Origin of the sequence: Pseudoxanthomonas sp. CCNWLY206-1 (assembly GCF_039710385.1) — a bacterium.
Lineage (GTDB): Bacteria > Pseudomonadota > Gammaproteobacteria > Xanthomonadales > Xanthomonadaceae > Pseudoxanthomonas_A.
On the sequence record NZ_JBDKXI010000007.1, the window covers coordinates 259,470 to 275,907 of the forward strand.

General features: G+C 62.1%; 15 protein-coding genes. 4 read left to right on the top strand and 11 right to left on the bottom strand.

Annotation, left to right across the window (positions count from 1 at the left end; all coding sequences use genetic code 11):
• Positions 1-222: 222 nt before the first annotated feature.
• Positions 223-738 carry a DUF1993 domain-containing protein gene (locus AADW18_RS16570; protein WP_337344496.1) on the bottom strand — a complete coding sequence of 172 codons (516 nt, stop codon included), beginning with the start codon at positions 736-738 and terminating at the stop codon, positions 223-225.
• A 321-nt stretch (positions 739-1,059) separates the two neighbouring features.
• Here AADW18_RS16570 and AADW18_RS16575 point away from each other — a divergent pair, with 321 nt between their 5' ends.
• Together AADW18_RS16575 and AADW18_RS16580 are read left to right on the top strand one after the other, a co-directional pair.
• On the top strand, positions 1,060-1,593 hold the full coding sequence (locus AADW18_RS16575) for an outer membrane beta-barrel protein (protein WP_337344497.1): 534 nt from the start codon (positions 1,060-1,062) through the stop codon (positions 1,591-1,593).
• Between the two features lie 214 nt (positions 1,594-1,807).
• Entirely contained in the window at positions 1,808-2,326 is a 519-nt protein-coding gene (locus tag AADW18_RS16580) for an adenine phosphoribosyltransferase (protein WP_337344498.1), read from the top strand.
• Between the two features lie 33 nt (positions 2,327-2,359).
• Here AADW18_RS16580 and AADW18_RS16585 read toward each other — a convergent pair whose 3' ends face one another.
• Both AADW18_RS16585 and AADW18_RS16590 read right to left on the bottom strand, forming a co-directional pair.
• The gene (locus AADW18_RS16585) at positions 2,360-2,578 is read right to left on the bottom strand and encodes a hypothetical protein (protein ID WP_337344499.1); all 219 of its coding nucleotides are present in this window, start codon (positions 2,576-2,578) and stop codon (positions 2,360-2,362) included.
• A 693-nt stretch (positions 2,579-3,271) separates the two neighbouring features.
• On the bottom strand, positions 3,272-3,694 hold the full coding sequence (locus tag AADW18_RS16590; RefSeq protein WP_337344500.1) for a thioesterase family protein: 423 nt from the start codon (positions 3,692-3,694) through the stop codon (positions 3,272-3,274).
• 231 nt (positions 3,695-3,925) lie between these two features.
• On the opposite strand from AADW18_RS16590, the gene AADW18_RS16595 reads away from it, so the two are divergent.
• Positions 3,926-4,795 carry an endonuclease/exonuclease/phosphatase family protein gene (locus tag AADW18_RS16595; RefSeq protein WP_337344501.1) on the top strand — a complete coding sequence of 290 codons (870 nt, stop codon included), beginning with the start codon at positions 3,926-3,928 and terminating at the stop codon, positions 4,793-4,795.
• Between the two features lie 257 nt (positions 4,796-5,052).
• Here the strand turns inward: AADW18_RS16595 and AADW18_RS16600 are convergent, their stop codons facing one another.
• Positions 5,053-5,424, bottom strand: coding sequence for a glycine zipper 2TM domain-containing protein (locus AADW18_RS16600; protein ID WP_337344502.1), 372 nt, complete (start codon positions 5,422-5,424; stop codon positions 5,053-5,055).
• A 302-nt stretch (positions 5,425-5,726) separates the two neighbouring features.
• Between AADW18_RS16600 and AADW18_RS16605 the strand changes: the two genes are divergently transcribed.
• A complete protein-coding gene (locus tag AADW18_RS16605) occupies positions 5,727-6,206 on the top strand; it encodes a VOC family protein (protein ID WP_337344503.1) in 480 nt (159 codons plus the stop codon).
• An 88-nt stretch (positions 6,207-6,294) separates the two neighbouring features.
• Here the strand turns inward: AADW18_RS16605 and AADW18_RS16610 are convergent, their stop codons facing one another.
• From AADW18_RS16610 to AADW18_RS16640, 7 genes are all read right to left on the bottom strand, one after another.
• Positions 6,295-6,504, bottom strand: coding sequence for a hypothetical protein (locus AADW18_RS16610; RefSeq protein ID WP_337344504.1), 210 nt, complete (start codon positions 6,502-6,504; stop codon positions 6,295-6,297).
• 232 nt (positions 6,505-6,736) lie between these two features.
• A complete protein-coding gene (locus tag AADW18_RS16615) occupies positions 6,737-10,846 on the bottom strand; it encodes a CheR family methyltransferase (RefSeq protein WP_337344505.1) in 4,110 nt (1,369 codons plus the stop codon).
• A 116-nt stretch (positions 10,847-10,962) separates the two neighbouring features.
• Positions 10,963-12,138 (bottom strand): HD domain-containing phosphohydrolase, encoded by a 1,176-nt coding sequence (locus tag AADW18_RS16620; RefSeq protein WP_337344506.1) that lies wholly within the window; start codon positions 12,136-12,138, stop codon positions 10,963-10,965.
• On the bottom strand, positions 12,135-13,241 hold the full coding sequence (locus tag AADW18_RS16625) for an HDOD domain-containing protein (RefSeq protein WP_337344507.1): 1,107 nt from the start codon (positions 13,239-13,241) through the stop codon (positions 12,135-12,137). The genes AADW18_RS16620 and AADW18_RS16625 overlap by 4 nt, the downstream gene beginning before the upstream one ends.
• A gap of 6 nt (positions 13,242-13,247) precedes the next feature.
• A complete protein-coding gene (locus AADW18_RS16630) occupies positions 13,248-14,387 on the bottom strand; it encodes an ATP-binding protein (protein ID WP_337344508.1) in 1,140 nt (379 codons plus the stop codon).
• Positions 14,384-15,496, bottom strand: a complete 1,113-nt coding sequence (locus AADW18_RS16635) for an FIST N-terminal domain-containing protein (RefSeq protein ID WP_337344509.1) — start codon at positions 15,494-15,496, stop codon at positions 14,384-14,386. Before AADW18_RS16635 ends, AADW18_RS16630 begins: the two co-directional genes overlap by 4 nt.
• 382 nt (positions 15,497-15,878) lie before the next feature.
• Entirely contained in the window at positions 15,879-16,202 is a 324-nt protein-coding gene (locus tag AADW18_RS16640; RefSeq protein WP_337344510.1) for a thioredoxin family protein, read from the bottom strand.
• Positions 16,203-16,438 lie beyond the last annotated feature (236 nt).

Sequence of the window (16,438 nt, forward strand, 5' to 3'; positions counted from 1 at the left end):
CTTGCTTCACGGGCACAGGACGGAGAGCAGCCGAGCGAGCTCGGCTCTACGTAAAAGCATTTGTCTCGCGTAGAGCGGAGCTTGCTCCGCTGTTCTTGCTTCACGGGCACGGGACGAAGAGCAGCCGAGCGAGCTCGGCTCTACGCAAAAGCGTTTGTCTCGCGTAGAGCGGAGCTTGCTCCGCTGCTCTCGATTTTGATTTAAATCCGACCGCACACCCAATCAATTACCGCTCAAAAAATCCGGTTTGCCCAACGGCACGCCGTTGTGGCGCAGGATGCCGTAGGCGGTGGTGACGTGGAAATACACGTTGGGTGCGGCGAAACCGAGCAAGTAGCCGCGGCCGTCGAACTCCAGGTCGCCACGATTGCGGGTGGGTACTTTGATCGGTCGCCCTTCGCTGCCGTCGATCTGCTCCGGTGTGAACGTACCCAGGTATTCGATAGCGCGGTCCAGTCTTGCGTACAACTCGGCGTATTCGTTTTCGGTGTCTTCGAAACGCAATGGTTCCACACCGGCCAGACGGGCCGCGGCATTCTTGGCGAGGTCGGTAGCGATCTGAATCTGCCGCAGCAGCGGCAACATGTCCGGGTAAAGCCGCGCCTGCAACAGCACCCCCGCATCGTAACCCTGTGCCTCCGCGTGCGTTTCCGCCTTCTTCAATATGTGCTTCAGGCTGCGCAGCGCCCGCACGAATACAGGGACAGACGCTTGGTACATCGAGATCGATTCGCTCATGAATGGGGTTCGGCAAGGAAAGTCCGCCCAGCTTAGCCCCACGGGGCGCGTTCGATTAGATGGCTACAGCGGGAGAAACTATCCCGAATAACGTACTGCCGGCTGCGACGCGGGGAGCCGCCCACGCGTCAAGCGGCAAACGCCACTACTCGCGTTCCACCGATAGGAAGCTGCGTCGCCTCGCTCCCTATTTGATCGGCAGAAGGCGTTCCCATCTTTGCTACCACAACGATGGCTGTCCAAGCATTTCGCCGGGGCCCATCGTCGGTTGCATCGCTGCTCCCTCCCCCTCTGCGCGATGCCAAGTTGGAGTCATGACACATGAAGAAGAACAAAGTACTGATCCCTGTCCTTTCAGCCGTTTTATTCGGTGCCGCCGCGTTCGGCGTGCAAGCCCAGCAAAATAACGGCTTCTATGCTGGCGCCGGCGTTGGTCAATCTTATGTCGACGAAGCGACATACGACGACGAAGATACCGCCTTCTCGGTCTTTGGCGGCTACCAGTTCAACCGGTACTTCAGCCTGGAAGGCGGCTATGTAGATTTCGGCAAACTGGAATCCGATGGCATCGGCCGCGACTTGGAAGCCAATTCCGTCTACCTGACCGCCGTGGGCAGCGTGCCGTTCACCGATAGATTTTCCGGGTACGCCAAGGCCGGCTTTCAGCGCTGGGATCTGGATACACCGATCGCCGCGACCGGTACGCGTGGCGACAGCGGTACCGATCCCACCTATGGCGTGGGTGTGCAATACCAGTTCACCGATGCCCTCGCCTTGCGCGGCGAATACAGCCGCTTCGAAGTGGAAGACGCGGATCTCGACCTGGCCCAGGTGCAGGTCCGCTACAACTTCTGAGATCTTCCAAGACCAAGAAGTGCATGAAAAAGCCGCCGGAGAGATCCGGCGGCTTTCCTGTTTGGCATCAACGACAAGATCGCAGTCCCGACGCGGTGGGGAGCGGCTTTTAACCGCCGTATGACGGGTCATGACGACAGATCATTTATCCCGGCAACTCGCTGACGCAAAAACGCTTTAGGATCATCGCAACGCCCCATACCACGCACTCATCATGTCCGACTGGCATACCCTGATCCGCGACGTACCCGACTTTCCCAAGCCTGGCATCTTGTTCAAGGACATCACGCCCTTGCTGGCCGATGCCGAGGGTTTCGCCGCGGCCATCGCCGCGATGGCGGCACCCTGGCGGGGCATTCCACTGGACGCAGTGGTCGGCGTCGAATCGCGCGGTTTCATCCTGGGCGCCGCGCTGGCGCATGCACTGGGTACTGGATTCGTGCCTGCACGCAAGCCCGGCAAACTGCCAGCGCGCGTGCTGACGCTCGAGTATGCGTTGGAGTACGGCACGGATCGTCTAGAGATGCATGCGGATGCGTTGCCCGCCAACGCGCGGGTGATCGTGGTCGACGATGTGCTGGCTACCGGCGGCACGCTGAAGACCGCCTTGGCATTGACGCGCGCGCAAGGCGCCGAAGTGCTGGGCGCAGTAGTGCTGGTGGAGCTGGGCTTTCTCAGTGCCCGCGAACGCTGGGATGATCCGGCGCCCCTGGTGGCGTCAGTAGCGTTCTGAGGGCTTCGTTGTCATGGCCAGCCGTTCGGCGGGTCAGTCGCGCACCAGGGTGACGTAGGCACCAGTAGGAACGACCTGGAACGTCTCCATATCCACGCGGCGGACACGGCTACCGTCTTCGAGCGCGTAGATCGGGGCAATATCGCGATCATGCGAACCCTTCTGTTTCGCGCCTTCAATGGGCCCTCGAAACACATTTATCTTGCAACGATTTCCCGCCTCGTCCTGTGCGAAGAAGCAATAGGTGCTCATGTCTGTCCTCCTGTGCCGAGTCCACGTGAGCCTACGCCTGACGATGTTAAGCAGGCCGAAGGGAAACCTTAAATTTGTTCCAGTGCTGGCAGCGGAGCTGTGCCCGCGATAGCCCCAGATCGGCGGGCAAGGCGTTTCTCGTAGAGCGGAGCTTGCTCCGCTGCTTGTGCTTCATGCACACGGATCGAAGAGCAGCCGAGCGAGCTCGGCTCTACGTGGAGCGGGGCATGCTCCGCTGCTCTTGCTTCATGCACGCGGGACGAAGAGCAGCCGAGCGAGCTCGGCTCTACGTGGAGCGGAGCTTGCTCCGCCGCTCTTGCTCATGCACGCGGGACGAAGAGCAGCCGAGCGAGCTCGGCTCTACGTGGGGCGGAGCTTGCTCCGCTGCTTGTGCTTCATGCACGCGGGACGAAGAGCAGCCGAGCGAGCTTGGCTCTACGTGGGGCGGAGCTTGCTCCGCTGCCTTGCTTCATGCACGCGGGACGAAGAGCAGCCGAGCGAGCTCGGCTCTACGTGGGGCGGGGCTTGCTCCGCTGCTCTTGCTTCATGCACGCGGGACGAAGAGCAGCCGAGCGAGCTCGGCTCTACGTAGAGCGGAGCTTGCTCCGCTGCCTTGCTTCATGCACAGGGTCGAAGAGCGGCCGAGCGAGCTCGGCTCTACGTGGGCGGAGCTTGCTCCGCTGCGATCGGTTATCAGGCGTATCGCGTTTCCAGGCGGGACATGAACTTCGCCACGTCGATCAGCGCGCGCCGGTGAAGGCCGCTGCTAATCACGCCGGCGCCATCGCTGGCCTCCACGGCGAAGGTGAACATGCGCCCTTCCATGGCGATAAGTTCAACCGTCGCTTTGACTTGGCGGCCAGCGGACGTAGGTGCGTCGTGCGACACCGCGATCTCGGTGCCGACGCTGTGCTGCCCGGGAAGATAGTACGGGCGTAACAGCTCGATACAGGTCTGCTCTATGAAACCCACCAGCATGGCCGTGGCGAATACCGGCGGCATATCCGCGAAGCCTGCCCATCCGGAGCCAACCGAAGGCACCAAGTGGCGCGTTTCCACGGTCATCACCGCCTCGTGCTTCAGGCCTACCGCAAGCTCGTTCAGTGCACTCGACATAGTGAGTCTCTCGCCCGTCGCCATTGACGGGAAGCGTAGCGCAGCGCCTCGACGCCGCGCCGTTAGCCATTCGTCTATGTTCGATGCAACGACCAACGGCCTGCGGATCGCTCGCCATAACCCTTGGAATCCCGCGCATCGGCGCGTTGAGCCAGGCGCCCGGCAGCAGACACAATCCCGCAACCGGGCGGCGACTACACTGTCCGTCCAACATCTCATCCGAATCCACCGATGCCCGTGCTCCGCTCGCTATTGCTTGCCCTCTGCCTGGTCGCAATCTCCTTCTCCGCGTCGTCCGCGGACCCGCAGACATTGCGGGTGATGTCGTTCAACGTAAGGCTGCCGGCTGAAAGCGATGGGCCCGATCGCTGGGAACTGCGCCGCGACCAAGTAGTGCGAATGCTGCGCGAGCAGAGTCCCGACGTAATCGGCACGCAGGAACTGTTCGCGGAGCAAGGCGATTACCTGGCTAGGCAGATGCCGGAATATGCCTGGTTCGGGCGTGGCCGCGAGAGCAATGGCGGCGGTGAACACATGGGCGTGTTCTATCGGCGTGACCGCTTGCGAATGGTCGAGTCCGGCGACTTCTGGCTATCCGACACGCCGGAAGTACCCGGCAGCATCACGTGGGGCCATTTGCATCCGCGCATGGTCACCTGGGCGTTGTTCGAAACAATGGCCGATAAGCGCCGGTTCTATTTGTTCAATACCCACCTGCCATACCGGGGCGAGGACGAGAATGCCCGCCTGCGCGGTGCGCAAGCAATCGCACGGCGGCTACGTGCATTGCCGGACGGCGTGCCGGTCGTGCTGACTGGCGACTTCAATACCCTGCCCGACACTACCGCCTACGCGGAGTTCAAAGGACTTCTCCAGGACGCATGGATTTCCGCCGCTAAGCGGACGGGGCCGGAAGGCACCTTTCATGGCTTTACCGGACAACCGCAAAAGCGAATCGACTGGATACTCGTCCGGGACTTGAAAGTGGACCGAATGCGGGTTGTGGACAGCCATGAGAATGGCCGATACCCATCGGATCATTTTCCGTTGGTGGTCGAGCTGACTTGGCTGCCGACCAGCGCACCCGCCACTAAGCGGTAGCAGCTGTAGAACAGCTTCTGATCGATCGGGAAGTTCGCACTAGGATCGTCATCCCGGCGTAGGCCGGGACCCAGTGCCTTGTACCTACATACAGTCGGTGAGCCACCGTTCGACGGTTTGCTTCACCCGCTATTCGGCCACTCAGGCGAACTGTCGAAATAGCGATTCAAGTCGCTGGGTCCCGGCCTGCGCCGGGATGACGAATCCAAGAATGTTCTAGCGCTGAATTTCCTGAAGCAGTGATCGTCCTCCCACTATCAACGCCACACCCGTTCGCAGCGACGCTCGACGATGCGTTCACCCCGGTCTTCCTGGCGGTTGCCTTGCACGTTGCGGCCTATGGCACCGCCGGCGATGGCGCCACCCACTGTAGCCGCTTTGCGACCGGAGCCGCTGCCGATCTGGTTACCCAGCAAGCCACCGATCACCGCGCCTGTCGCCGTGCCTGCGATGCGATTGGGGTCTTTGGTACCGCGCTGCACCTCCACGTCCTTGCAAACTACTCGGCTGCCGTCTTCGAAGCGGCGGCCTTCGTCCTCCGGGCCATATACACGATCGCTGGATTGCGCGACGGCCGTGGTAGCCGCCATTAACGCGCCGAGACATAAGAATGTACGGATCGCTTTCATGTTGCGTCCTCCTTTTCGTTGGACGCGTCGATTATCCGTGGATGTCGCGAATGCCTGGTGAAACAGGAGTGTTGGGGATGACGGCAGGCTGAAGGTTTATGTTTGGTATAGGTGAGTCCAACGCGAGCTCTTTGCTGTCATCGCAATCTGACAGGAAGAGCTCGCGCCGGGACGGCGCTCCTACAAACGAGAGGATGCCCCGCAGTTTTGTCCTGCTGCATTTTTTTACAAGACGCCATCTCGTTTCACGACTGACACTTTCCGCATCCGGTGCAACCAGCACCGCTGACGGGCGGCAATCAATGAAACAGAACACCACTTCCAACACAGTCCACGAAGTCTTCCCCTATCTACGCGTACGCGATGCCGCGCGAGCTATCGATTATTACCGCGATGTATTCGGAGCCGAACTGCGATTGCGGCTGGATGAGAAAGACACAGGCCGCATCGGTCATGCCGAACTGGTCATCGGGCCGGCGGTGGTGATGGTGTCGGACGAGTATCCGGAATGCGGCATTCTCGGTCCTGAATCTCTCGGCGGCGCCAGCACCAGCGTGCATCTGCACGTGGACGACGCGGATGCGCTGTTGGCACGGGCAGTCGAAGCCGGCGGCACGCTGCTGCGGCCGGCCAGCGATGCATTCTATGGAGAGCGCTCGGGCACGGTGCGCGATCCGTTCGGCCATGAATGGCTGATCGGGCACAGCATCGAAGAAGTTTCAGCGGAGGAGATGCAGCGGCGTTACGACATCTTGATGGATGCGAGCGTGGCGGCCAGTTGAGCCGGTGCCGGTAAACCAAAAGAATCCGGAGACAAGCGCTGGATTTAGTGGACGTATTTATTAGAGGACGTATTTACTAGCGGATGTATTAATGGGCGCTACCTGCGTGTATGTCGCCCGAGTCCCGAATGGTCTCGATCAGCACGTTGCAGCGCTCGCAGGCGGCGGCGATCTTCGCGAGGTTATGAAGCACCACGTCGCTGCCCCCCCGGCGGCTCGCCCTTTCGGCCATGTCCTTGGCCAACGAAATGACGTTGAGCTCGTTCTTAACGTCGTGGAGAAGCCCCAGGGTATCCATCCAATCGTCCTCCTCGATAGGTGAGTTTTTGTTTATACCGCATTAATATACGTGGTGGCGTTAAATCACCGGCTTTCGCCGCTTTCCGCCAAAATGGGCGGTGTGAAGCAGCTGGTTTGCCTGCTGGTCGCCGCCACGCCGCCATTAACCGCGCGCGCGGCCTAGAGCGTTCGTCAGGCAATCAGGGATTAACGGTCTCCCATGCACTGGAAGGCGCTTCATAACCGGACAGTTAGCCGGGGTCACCCACCGGCACCGGCAGTTTGCGGATTGCCTCCAGCAGGCTCGCCAGCGATACCGGTTTGCCGATGTGGGCGGTGAAACCCGCCGCCAGCGCATTTTCGATGTCTCGGCTGGAGCCGAAGCCAGTCAGCGCGACGGATGGCGTGGTGGCATAGGCGGGACGCTGCCGCAGCGCTTTCATGAAGTCGTGCCCGTCCATTCCGGGCATGCCGATATCCGATACCACCAGATCGAACTGTTTGGCTTCCGCCAGGTCCAGCGCTTCCTGCCCACTGGTAGCGGCCATGACCTGCGCTCCTTCCAGCTCCAGCAGCGCCTGGAGCGCCTCCACGGTGTCGGTGGTGTCGTCCACCAACAGCACATTGAGGCCGGTGAGTGGATTGTTTTGTTCCTCGGCCTCGTTCTCCCTGGACTTTTCGACGAACAGCGGCAACCAGACCGAGAACTTGCTGCCGCAACCGATGCCGCGCGAGGCGACTTCCACTTTGCCCGAGTGATGGTTGACCAGCTTTCGCACCAGCGCCAACCCGATTCCCAGCCCGGTCTGCTTGCTGGCCGCACGGGCGGCCGCCTGGCCGAACATGTCGAACACCCGCGGCAGGAAGTCGGGGTCGATACCCTGGCCGGAATCCCTGACGGTCAGCCGGCCGAACTCGCCTTCCGGCGCGACATGCACGACGATGTGTCCCTGCCCGGGGGTGAACTTGATGGCGTTGCTGAGCAGGTTCCAGACAATCTGCTCAATCCGGTGCACGTCGCCGCGGACCACCACCGGACCGCTGGACGCGAATTCGATATTCAGCTCGGCGGCGGAGATGTCGGCGCGGGCGCTTTCCACGATGGTCTCGACCAGCGAGCTCAGGTTGACCGGTGCCATGTTCAGCCGCAGCTTGCCGGTGCGCATGCGGGAAAGATCCAGCAGGTCGTCGATGATCTGCGATTGCCCCTTGATGGCCCGGCGCAAGGTAGTAACGATGCGGCCCACGTCGTCGGAAGCCCGTACCTCCGGCATGCGCGCCAGCAACTCGGTATTAACGCTGATCAGATTGAGTGGGTGCTTGAGCTCGTGCGACATCACCGCGAGGAATTCGTCGCGCAACGCGTTGGCGGCCTGCGCGTCGGCCCGGTGGCTGCGCTCTTCGGACATGGGCTTGTCTTGGTCCGCCGCCTCCTGGCGCTGCCACAACAGCAGCACGAAACCGTCCTCGCCATGCCCGACCGGTGTAGTGAACGCGTAGCCGAGAAACCGGCTGCCATCCTTGCGCGTGTACCACCGCTCGGAGATATCGGTTTCCTGCTGGGACTGCCGGCCCAGGCCGATGACAGTGCTGAAATCCTGCGAGTCCTCCGGCGAACAGATCGTGCCCAGCGTCTTGCCTATCATCTCGTTCTGATCGAAACCGAGCAGGCGCATGGCACCCGAGCTCCAGCTGCTGACTCGACCTTGCCTGTCCAGCAGGATCACGCCCCAGTCGGAGCTGTCGCGCGAAGCCAGTTCGATGGGCGTGCCATGCGAGCGCGCCTGCGCCTCGGCCTGCCGCAGCATGGTGACGTCGACGAACGTCAGCACCGCACCGTCGATGCGATTTTCCGCGGTCCGGTAAGGCAACACCCGGGAAATGAAGACCCGGCCATCCGAGGCCCGCACCTCGCGCTCGCGCACCTGCAAAAGACTGAATGCCGACGCGGCATCGTCGGCCAGTTCCGGATAGTGCAGGCGATGCGTGATGTCCAGCAGGCGTCGACCGATATCGGTGGGAATGATGCTGAAGATGTCCTCGGCGCGCGGCGTATAGCGTTTGATCCGCAGGTCGGCGTCGACGAAGATCGTCGCGATTTCGGTGGAAGCGATGAAGTTGCGCAGATCATCGTTGATCTGCGCGGCCTCTTCGACCTTGGCCTTGAGTTCGTGGTTGACCGTGGTGAGCTCTTCGTTGACCGACTGCAATTCTTCCTTGCTGGTTTCCAGTTCTTCGGTCGCCGACCTCAACTCCTCGTTGATCGCCTGCAGTTCTTCATTGGACGCCTTCAGCTCCTCGGTCGATATTTCCGATTGTTCGACGGTCGACTGCAGCCGCTCCTTGGTGCGCTGCAGCTCGTCCTCCAAGTGCATCAGTACCTGGTCCTTCACCACCATCTGCTCGCCCTGGGCTAGCGGCGCCGCCGGGTGTTCGGTTTCGTCGAACAGCACCAGCACGAATTCCGCATCGGCCTGGGCATCCCGGAAAGGACGCGCGGTGATGCTGATACGCACTGTTTCCCCGTCTTTTTCGAACCGGATGTCCTTGGCTTCCACGCTCTTCTTGCTGTTGACCGCCTGGATCAGCGCGCTGCGCAGTTCCAACCGCAGTGCAGGGTCGACCACCTTCAACACGTTGTAGGTCGGTTCCCCACCCGTGAAGCGCAGGTAGCGGCCCGCGTGTTCCGATGCGTGCACCACGTTATGGTCGGCGTCCACCACCACGCTGGGCGGCGCGTACAGTTCCAGCACGCGCTGGTGGATATCGGCAAACGAGAATCCCTTGCGGCGACGCGGCGGCGGCGCAGGAGGACTTATGAGACTGGGGCGCAGCGGCAGGGTCGGCACCTGGATGGAACTCCGCGACTGGGCCCGGGCGCGGAAGATGCGGTTCTTCTTGTCCACCACATCGAAGTATTGCGCCGCGGTTTCCGCCGACTCCGAATGCCCCAGGAACAGGAACCCACCCGGCCGCAGAGCGAAATGGAACATCTGCAGCAGCCGGCCCTGGATATCGCGATCCAGATAGATGAGCAGGTTGCGGCAGCTGATCAGGTCCATCCGCGAGAACGGCGGATCACGCAGCACGTTGTGCATGGCGAACAGCACCTTGTCGCGCAAGTTCTTCTTTACCCGGTACTGTTGTTGTTCCTTGGAGAAATACTCGCGCAAGCGGCTGGGCGGTACATCCGTCACCACCGATGCCGGATAGAGGCCGGTGCGGGCGCGGGCGATCGCGCGTTCGTCGATGTCGGTGGCGAAGACCTGCAGCGGAGGCGGCTCGGCCATCCGGTCTGCTTCGTCGCAGAGCAGCATCGCCAGCGAATACGCCTCCTCGCCGGTCGCGCACCCTGCCGCCCATATCCGCACGGGTTCGGTGCTAGAACGGGTGGCGAACAGCGAGGGCACGATTTCCCGTTCCACTGTTTCGAACGCTTCGCGGTCACGGAAGAAGTTGGTGACACTGATCAGCAGATCGCTGAGCAGCGCCTCGGTTTCGCTGTCCGATGCCTCGAGGAAGCTGCGATAGGCTTGCACGTCCCGAAGCAGATTGACCTGCAAGCGGCGCTCGATTCGCCGCAGGATGGTGGCTTTCTTGTAGTGATGGAAATCGTGGCCGGTGCGTTCGCTGACGATCCGCAGTATGTCCCGCACGGCGTCTTCATCCGCGCGAGTGGGGTCGATCGCTTTGGCAATCGTGGGTTCTGCATCCTCCCCCGCGATGGGCAAGCGTATCTCGCGTGCGTTGAGCGACAGCTGCACCAGTTTCTGTGGTATCTCCACTGCCGGCAGCACGAAGTCCACATTGCCGGTCGCCAGGGCGCTGCGTGGCATGTCGTCGTATTCGGCGTCTTCCGGCAACTGGACGATGGTGACGCCACCCTGTTCCTTCAGCTTGGACACGCCTACCGAGCCATCGGAGCCGGTGCCGGAAAGAATGATGCCGATGGACCGGTCGCGGTGGGTTTCGGCGAGCGTGCGCAGGAACTTGTCGATGGCTACATGACGACCACGCGGCCGAGTGGCCGGCTGTACCTGCAGCCACCCATCCACCATCTCCAGATCCACGGAAGGCGAAATCACGTAGACGTGGTTCGGTTCGATCTTGGTGGGCAGGGAGACCTGGATGACCGGCATCCGGGTCGAACGCTGGAGCAGCTTGTCGGCGCTGCTGTCGTGCTTGGGCGACAAGTGCAGGATGACCACGTAGGTCATGCCGGTGTCGGCCGGCAGATGGTCAAGGAACGTGGACAGCGCCGCCAGTCCGCCTGCGGACGCGCCGATTCCCACCACCACCATTTCTTCTTTCTTCTGGCGCGCGCGATTCGAGCGGGTCTGGCTAGGGCGTTCGTCGTTCATGAACTAGCGGCTGACTTGAGACAAGCCATGCTAGCACCGCATACCTTTGCCGGCTGTCGTTTTTCGGCCAGGGGCAGCGGAGCAAGCTCCGCTGCTTGGTGGGTCGACCGCATCGCCTACGGCATTGCCTGTTCACCCGACGCGGCACTTGGCGACCCACCCGCCTCCACCCCAAAACTGACCAGCAGCGGCTCGCTGATAGCACCCGTCGCATGCAGATTCCTTAGCGCGACGATAGCGGTGGCGCTGAGTTCGCTGCCTTGGGCCAGCAGCATCATGCCGTGCTTGCTTACGACGTCCTGCTCCATTCTCCAACCGGGTATCAACTCGCGAACGCGCGCCTTGCGCGTGCCGCCATTGACGCTGAGGCGAAGATCGCTGAGTGCTTCGACAATCTGGTAGGACACGGCCGGATTGAGCGTCTTCAAACCCTGGATGGCCTGGGCCATCGGTTGCTTCCGCGCCAGGCAGCGAATCAGGTACTGCGAGGCACGCAGCAGTTGCGCGCCCCGAGCCACATCCGCCGGCGCATCCGCCGGCGCCGGACGCGCCTGGTAGCGGACCATCTCGGCGACCGTTTCCAGGCGGGGAATGGCCGCCAGCAAACGATGCGCCACTTCGGGATGGGCGTCGACCAGCTTGCGCTCGTCCTCGGACAGTTCGTCATCGGCAAGATCGCGCTGGATGATGTCGCCAGGCACGCTCACGCAGCCGATGTGGCTGAGTGCGGCGGCGACCTGCACTTCCCAGCTGTTCGGCCATGCCAGCTTCTGGGTGACATGGCGCACGCAGGTCTGCAGCATCGCCGAGCGCTGGAAAGCCCAGGGCGCCACCATCGACAGCACTTCGCTGAGCATCTTGATGGTGCTGGCCAATGTGGTGGACAACAGCTCACGCTCCAGCAGTGTCCGGCGGTGCATTTCCACGGCCTGTTGCAAGGTGCCCACCAGCTCATCGGTGGGGCACGGTTTGCATAGGAAACGGAAAATAGCCCCCTGGTTGATCGCGGCGATGGCGGATTCCGCATCCGCCTGGCCGGTCAGCAGAATGCGCACGGTATCGGGCGCCCGTTCGCGCGCCAGCGCCAGGAAGGCAGCGCCGTCCATGCCGGGCATGCGCATATCCGAGACGATGACATCGAACGGTGCACCTTCCGTCATGGCGGCCAGTCCGGCCTCGCCGCCATTGGCGGTGACGACGTCGAACTGGTCGAACAGGTTGCGCTCCAACGCCGCCAGCAAATTGGGCTCGTCGTCCACGCAGAGAATGCGGGGCAGGTCCGGTTCGCTCATAGCTCGTTCTCGACGAAATGATCGGCTTCGTACGCGGCCTTCCAGCGCGGCAGCTGGTCCGCGACGCCCATCTTGCTCAGATACTCGTGATCCGGCTCCGAGCCTTTGGACAGTGCAACCACCACATGCACCACGCCCACTGCATCGAAGCTGCTGTGGCTGACGCGGTGCGGACGGTGGTGATGCGCCACCGCTTCCACGATGGTGCCCGGCAGGCCCCACATGCCCAGCAGATAGGCGCCGACTTCGGCATGCGAAGGAAAGCCCTTGCCTTCGACGTCCACCTCGCCGCACAAGCGGCCGACATCCGGCAACAACAAGCCTACATCGGCCAGCAGCGCGGCCGTGGTCACCGTTTCGCGGGGCGCGAAGGGCTTGCCTATCTCGCCTGCGAGCCGGGATGCGCGCACCGCGCGGATCCGCATCGCGTCGACGTCGGCACAAGCGCCGCCACGGAACACTTCGCTTGCCAGCACCAAGGTCCGCAGCGTGTTCAAGCCGATATGCACGACGGCTTCGCTGATGTCGGTGACGTCATGGCCGATGCGAAAGAACGCGCTGTTGGCCAGTTGCAGAACCTTGGCGGCCAGTGCTGGATCGCCCTGGATGATGCCCGCGATCTGGCCGATATCGGCCGAGCCATCGCACAGCAGGCGATTGAGCCGTTCGTACATGCGCGGTGCGGCAGGCAGGCTGCCGATGCGGCCGACCACCTCCTGGATGGCTTTGTCCCGCAGTAGCTTCTGCAGCCCAACGGCACGATCAATCGATTGGATCAGCGCGTCCCCGTCGCAGGGTTTCGTGAGGAACTGGTGCGCCACGTCCAACGACCGCAACGCCGATTCTTGTTCGGTATGTCCGGACAGGATGATGCGGATAGCGGAAGGCCAGGTATCGCGCACGCGCCGCAGCAGTTCCGCGCCATCCATGAGCGGCATGCGCATATCCGAGACCACGACGTCCGCCGGCTGCGAAGCCAGTTTTGTCAATGCTTCCGCACCGCTCGCGGCAAAGGCCACGTCCCAATCGCGGTCGGCCATGAACACGGTGCGTTCGATTCCGGCCAGCACTCTTTCTTCATCATCGACGAACAGCACGCGCATGTCGTTTCAATTTCCAGTAGCGGGTGTAGTGATCGGCAGGCGTACTACGAACGTGGTGCCAGCGCCGCTTTGCGTCTCGAAGAAGATCTTGCCCTTGTGCTTCTCGACCACCGTTGTATAGGCGATGGCCAGCCCCTGCCCGGTGCCTTTGCCGACACCCTTGGTGGTGAAGAACGGATCGAACACCTTGGTGCGGATGGCTTCGGGTATCCCCGCGCCGTCGTCGCTGACGCGCAGGTCGACGGCATCCGTGCCGGCTCGCTTCACCGAGACCAGTATCCGGCCCATTTCCCGTTCGCCGGGAACCAGCGTGTCGGTAATGGCATGCGCGGCGTTGACCACCAGGTTCAACAGCACTTGGCCGATCTCATCGCGCAGGCAGGCGACTTCCGGCAGGTCCTCTTGGAATTCGGTCTCCAGCACCGACACATACTTCCACTCGTTGCGGGCCACGGTAACGGTGGTGTTGACCAGTGCGCGCAGGTCTACCGGCTCTTTTTCGCCCGCCGATGGATGCGAGAACTCCTTCATCGCGCCGACGATCTTCGATATGCGGTCCAGGCCTTCCAGCGATTGCTCCAACGCCTCCGGCATCTGCTTGCGGACGTAGTCGAACTTGGCGCGGCGGATGGCGGTGTCGAACGCGATGATCGGTTCGTCCAAGCCACCCTGGACACGCGCGGCGGTGATCACGTCGAACGCCTTTCCCAGCACGTCCTCCAGCAGCGCCATGCCTTTCTGCACGAACGCCACGTTGTCGCGCACGTATTGGGTGGGCGTGTTGATCTCATGCGCCACACCCGCGGCCAGGTGACCGATGGATTCCATTTTCTGCGCCTGCAACAGCATTGCCTGGGCCCGGCCCAGCTCCGCCAATGCCTGTTGCAGTTCGTGCCGTTCCTCGCTGAGCTCGCGCGTCTTCATCGCCACGATCTTTCCCAGCGCGATGTTCTGTTGCAGGATCGCCAGCGGCGACGCGGCCGTATCGTCGCGCGACATCACCCGCTTCTTCAGTACGGCGATCACCTTGTCGCGTGCGGCGAGCTTGCGCTCCAACTCCGCCACCACGGCCGCGTCGACGTCCGTGGAAGCTTCTTCCGTGGTGTCGCCATTTGCGGTGCCGAGCGATTCGCCGACCATGTTCATCCCCCTATCGCCACGCCGGTGAACGTCTGGTTCACGTGCAGGCCGTTGAACTGCTCGCCATAGGTCGAGAAGCCGAAGACGCGGTGATGGGCCATGAAGGCACCCACCTGCAGGTCCATGTCGGTCTGTTCGAACTCGACCCGCCGCAGGATGCAGTCGCAGCCGATGATCAGCGCCGGGTCCGGGACGGCTTTGCGCACCTCGCCAAACCCATTCTCGAGTGTTTCCATGACGTCGACCGCCTTGCCCACCGACACCACCATGGCTTCGTCCACTGCGCAGTAGCAGGTCAGCGACAGGTCTTCATTGACCCGCAGGATGGAGCGCACGTACGGCTCGCCGGCAATGCTCAGCAGCAGCGGATAAGTGGAGAACACAGTCGGATTCAAGTCTTCGAGCTTCATGCCGATCGCTTCCGCATACGCCAGCGCGGCCGGCTCGCCATTCATTTCGCGGATCAGGCGTTTGTCCGGATCGGCGTCGGTGACCACCAGCTCCACATCGCTGGCAACGAAGTGCTGCAGCTTGAAGGTCTGGAAGGACGTGGCACATTCGAACAGCGCCAGCACCGCCGCATCGGTCAGGAACTGGCCGTCGTGGTAGACGTGGGTGCGTTGAAAGTTGAGGTTGTCTCCAGCCGAGCCGCCAATCAACGGAATGTTGCCGGTCATCTGGTACAGCGCCGCGGCCAGGTATTCCTCGCAGGTCGATAATCCATCCACCAGCAACAGGCCGAAAAACCGGTTGGATGGAGACATCTCGGTGACCGAATGCACCGCATCGGCGACGATCGCCGCCTGCGCCTGCAGATCGCTGAGCGGTGCGATGAGGAAGGGATTCACCCGCAAAGAGCCGCCGCGGACACCGGCCGCCAGAATCCCGCTGGCCTGGAATCCTTGCTCGCCGATCTGGCCAGAGGAGGTACACCCCACCACGGGACAGGCGAATGCCGCTTTGATCGCTGGACCCAGCCTGTCGAGGTCGTAATCCGGGTCGCAGAAAAGCAGGACGGCATCGAGTTCCGAATGTCCCAGCTGCTCCACCAGTTCGCGTACCGCGGTATCGACGTCGCGCGAAGAAGTCTCCGCATGTGTCACCTGAAGCGCCATGTTCCGCCGTCCCTGTTTGTCCTGCTTGCTCTATCGGCGGGTAGGGACGGGTATTGAGCGATGAGGCTTTGGTGTGTGATGGGGTTTGCTAATCGATGTTGCTGAATGGGGGATCGTCGCACTCAAGCCATTCCCTTCTCCCCTCGGGAGAAGGGGGCGCGAAGCGACGGATGAGGGCATGAGGTATCCGCTTGTAGCGAATTCATGGCAAGTCACCGCTATTCCCTCATCCGCTCCCGTATCAAGTACGGGGGAGGCTGTTCGGATACCTCGCTTCACGCCCCAGCCCTGCGTAGCACGCAGGGCATTCAGGCATGCACGAGCCAATGGCTCGCAAGCCGCATGCCTTCATCCCGATGGGAGAAGGGAAAACAAGGGCCGCTCACTCCAACAACGCCAACACACGCTCAATCTCTTCACTGCTCGAAGGCCTCACCACTCGCGCGAGTTCCTCGCCGTCGCGCAGGACCACGAGGGTTGGCCAGAGCTTGACCCGGAACGATCGTCCCAACGGTTGCCCTTTCCCATCCTCCACCTTGATGTGACGAAGGTCGGTTCGGCTCGCCATGGCGTTCGCCAGAAGCGGTTGCGCCGCGATGCAGTAGCCGCACCACGGCGCACCGAATTCCAGCAGGGTATCTCCGGGCAAGGCGTCGACGTCCGATCGGCTTGGTTCCGGTGCCACGTAGTCGGTGGTGAACGCCATTCGATGTCTCCCTCGCGCTATTCAGGTCGAGTGCCGAGCGTACGCTTTTCCAGGTGATGGAATCCCGAATGACGGGAAGCACGCTTGGCTCTACAAGAAGCTCAGCGCGTCTGTTGAGGAGGTCGCCCGTTAACGAACGATCTCCCGTCAAGCCCGTCCTTTTGTAGGAGCGCCGTCTCGGCGCGAGCTTTTGATTTTCGCGACGGTCTAGAAAGAGCTCGCGGCGGGACGCCGGT

What these genes read in the sequence shown, in the direction of transcription:
- AADW18_RS16605 (WP_337344503.1), top strand. Translation starts at nt 5,727, where the DNA reads ATGAAACAGAACACCACTTCCAACACAGTCCACGAAGTCTTCCCCTAT.
- AADW18_RS16630 (WP_337344508.1), bottom strand. Translation starts at nt 14,387, where the DNA reads ATGAACATGGTCGGCGAATCGCTCGGCACCGCAAATGGCGACACCACG.
- AADW18_RS16600 (WP_337344502.1), bottom strand. Translation starts at nt 5,424, where the DNA reads ATGAAAGCGATCCGTACATTCTTATGTCTCGGCGCGTTAATGGCGGCT.
- AADW18_RS16615 (WP_337344505.1), bottom strand. Translation starts at nt 10,846, where the DNA reads ATGAACGACGAACGCCCTAGCCAGACCCGCTCGAATCGCGCGCGCCAG.
- AADW18_RS16575 (WP_337344497.1), top strand. Translation starts at nt 1,060, where the DNA reads ATGAAGAAGAACAAAGTACTGATCCCTGTCCTTTCAGCCGTTTTATTC.
- AADW18_RS16640 (WP_337344510.1), bottom strand. Translation starts at nt 16,202, where the DNA reads ATGGCGTTCACCACCGACTACGTGGCACCGGAACCAAGCCGATCGGAC.
- AADW18_RS16590 (WP_337344500.1), bottom strand. Translation starts at nt 3,694, where the DNA reads ATGTCGAGTGCACTGAACGAGCTTGCGGTAGGCCTGAAGCACGAGGCG.
- AADW18_RS16585 (WP_337344499.1), bottom strand. Translation starts at nt 2,578, where the DNA reads ATGAGCACCTATTGCTTCTTCGCACAGGACGAGGCGGGAAATCGTTGC.
- AADW18_RS16635 (WP_337344509.1), bottom strand. Translation starts at nt 15,496, where the DNA reads ATGGCGCTTCAGGTGACACATGCGGAGACTTCTTCGCGCGACGTCGAT.
- AADW18_RS16625 (WP_337344507.1), bottom strand. Translation starts at nt 13,241, where the DNA reads ATGCGCGTGCTGTTCGTCGATGATGAAGAAAGAGTGCTGGCCGGAATC.
- AADW18_RS16570 (WP_337344496.1), bottom strand. Translation starts at nt 738, where the DNA reads ATGAGCGAATCGATCTCGATGTACCAAGCGTCTGTCCCTGTATTCGTG.
- AADW18_RS16620 (WP_337344506.1), bottom strand. Translation starts at nt 12,138, where the DNA reads ATGAGCGAACCGGACCTGCCCCGCATTCTCTGCGTGGACGACGAGCCC.
- AADW18_RS16580 (WP_337344498.1), top strand. Translation starts at nt 1,808, where the DNA reads ATGTCCGACTGGCATACCCTGATCCGCGACGTACCCGACTTTCCCAAG.
- AADW18_RS16595 (WP_337344501.1), top strand. Translation starts at nt 3,926, where the DNA reads ATGCCCGTGCTCCGCTCGCTATTGCTTGCCCTCTGCCTGGTCGCAATC.
- AADW18_RS16610 (WP_337344504.1), bottom strand. Translation starts at nt 6,504, where the DNA reads ATGGATACCCTGGGGCTTCTCCACGACGTTAAGAACGAGCTCAACGTC.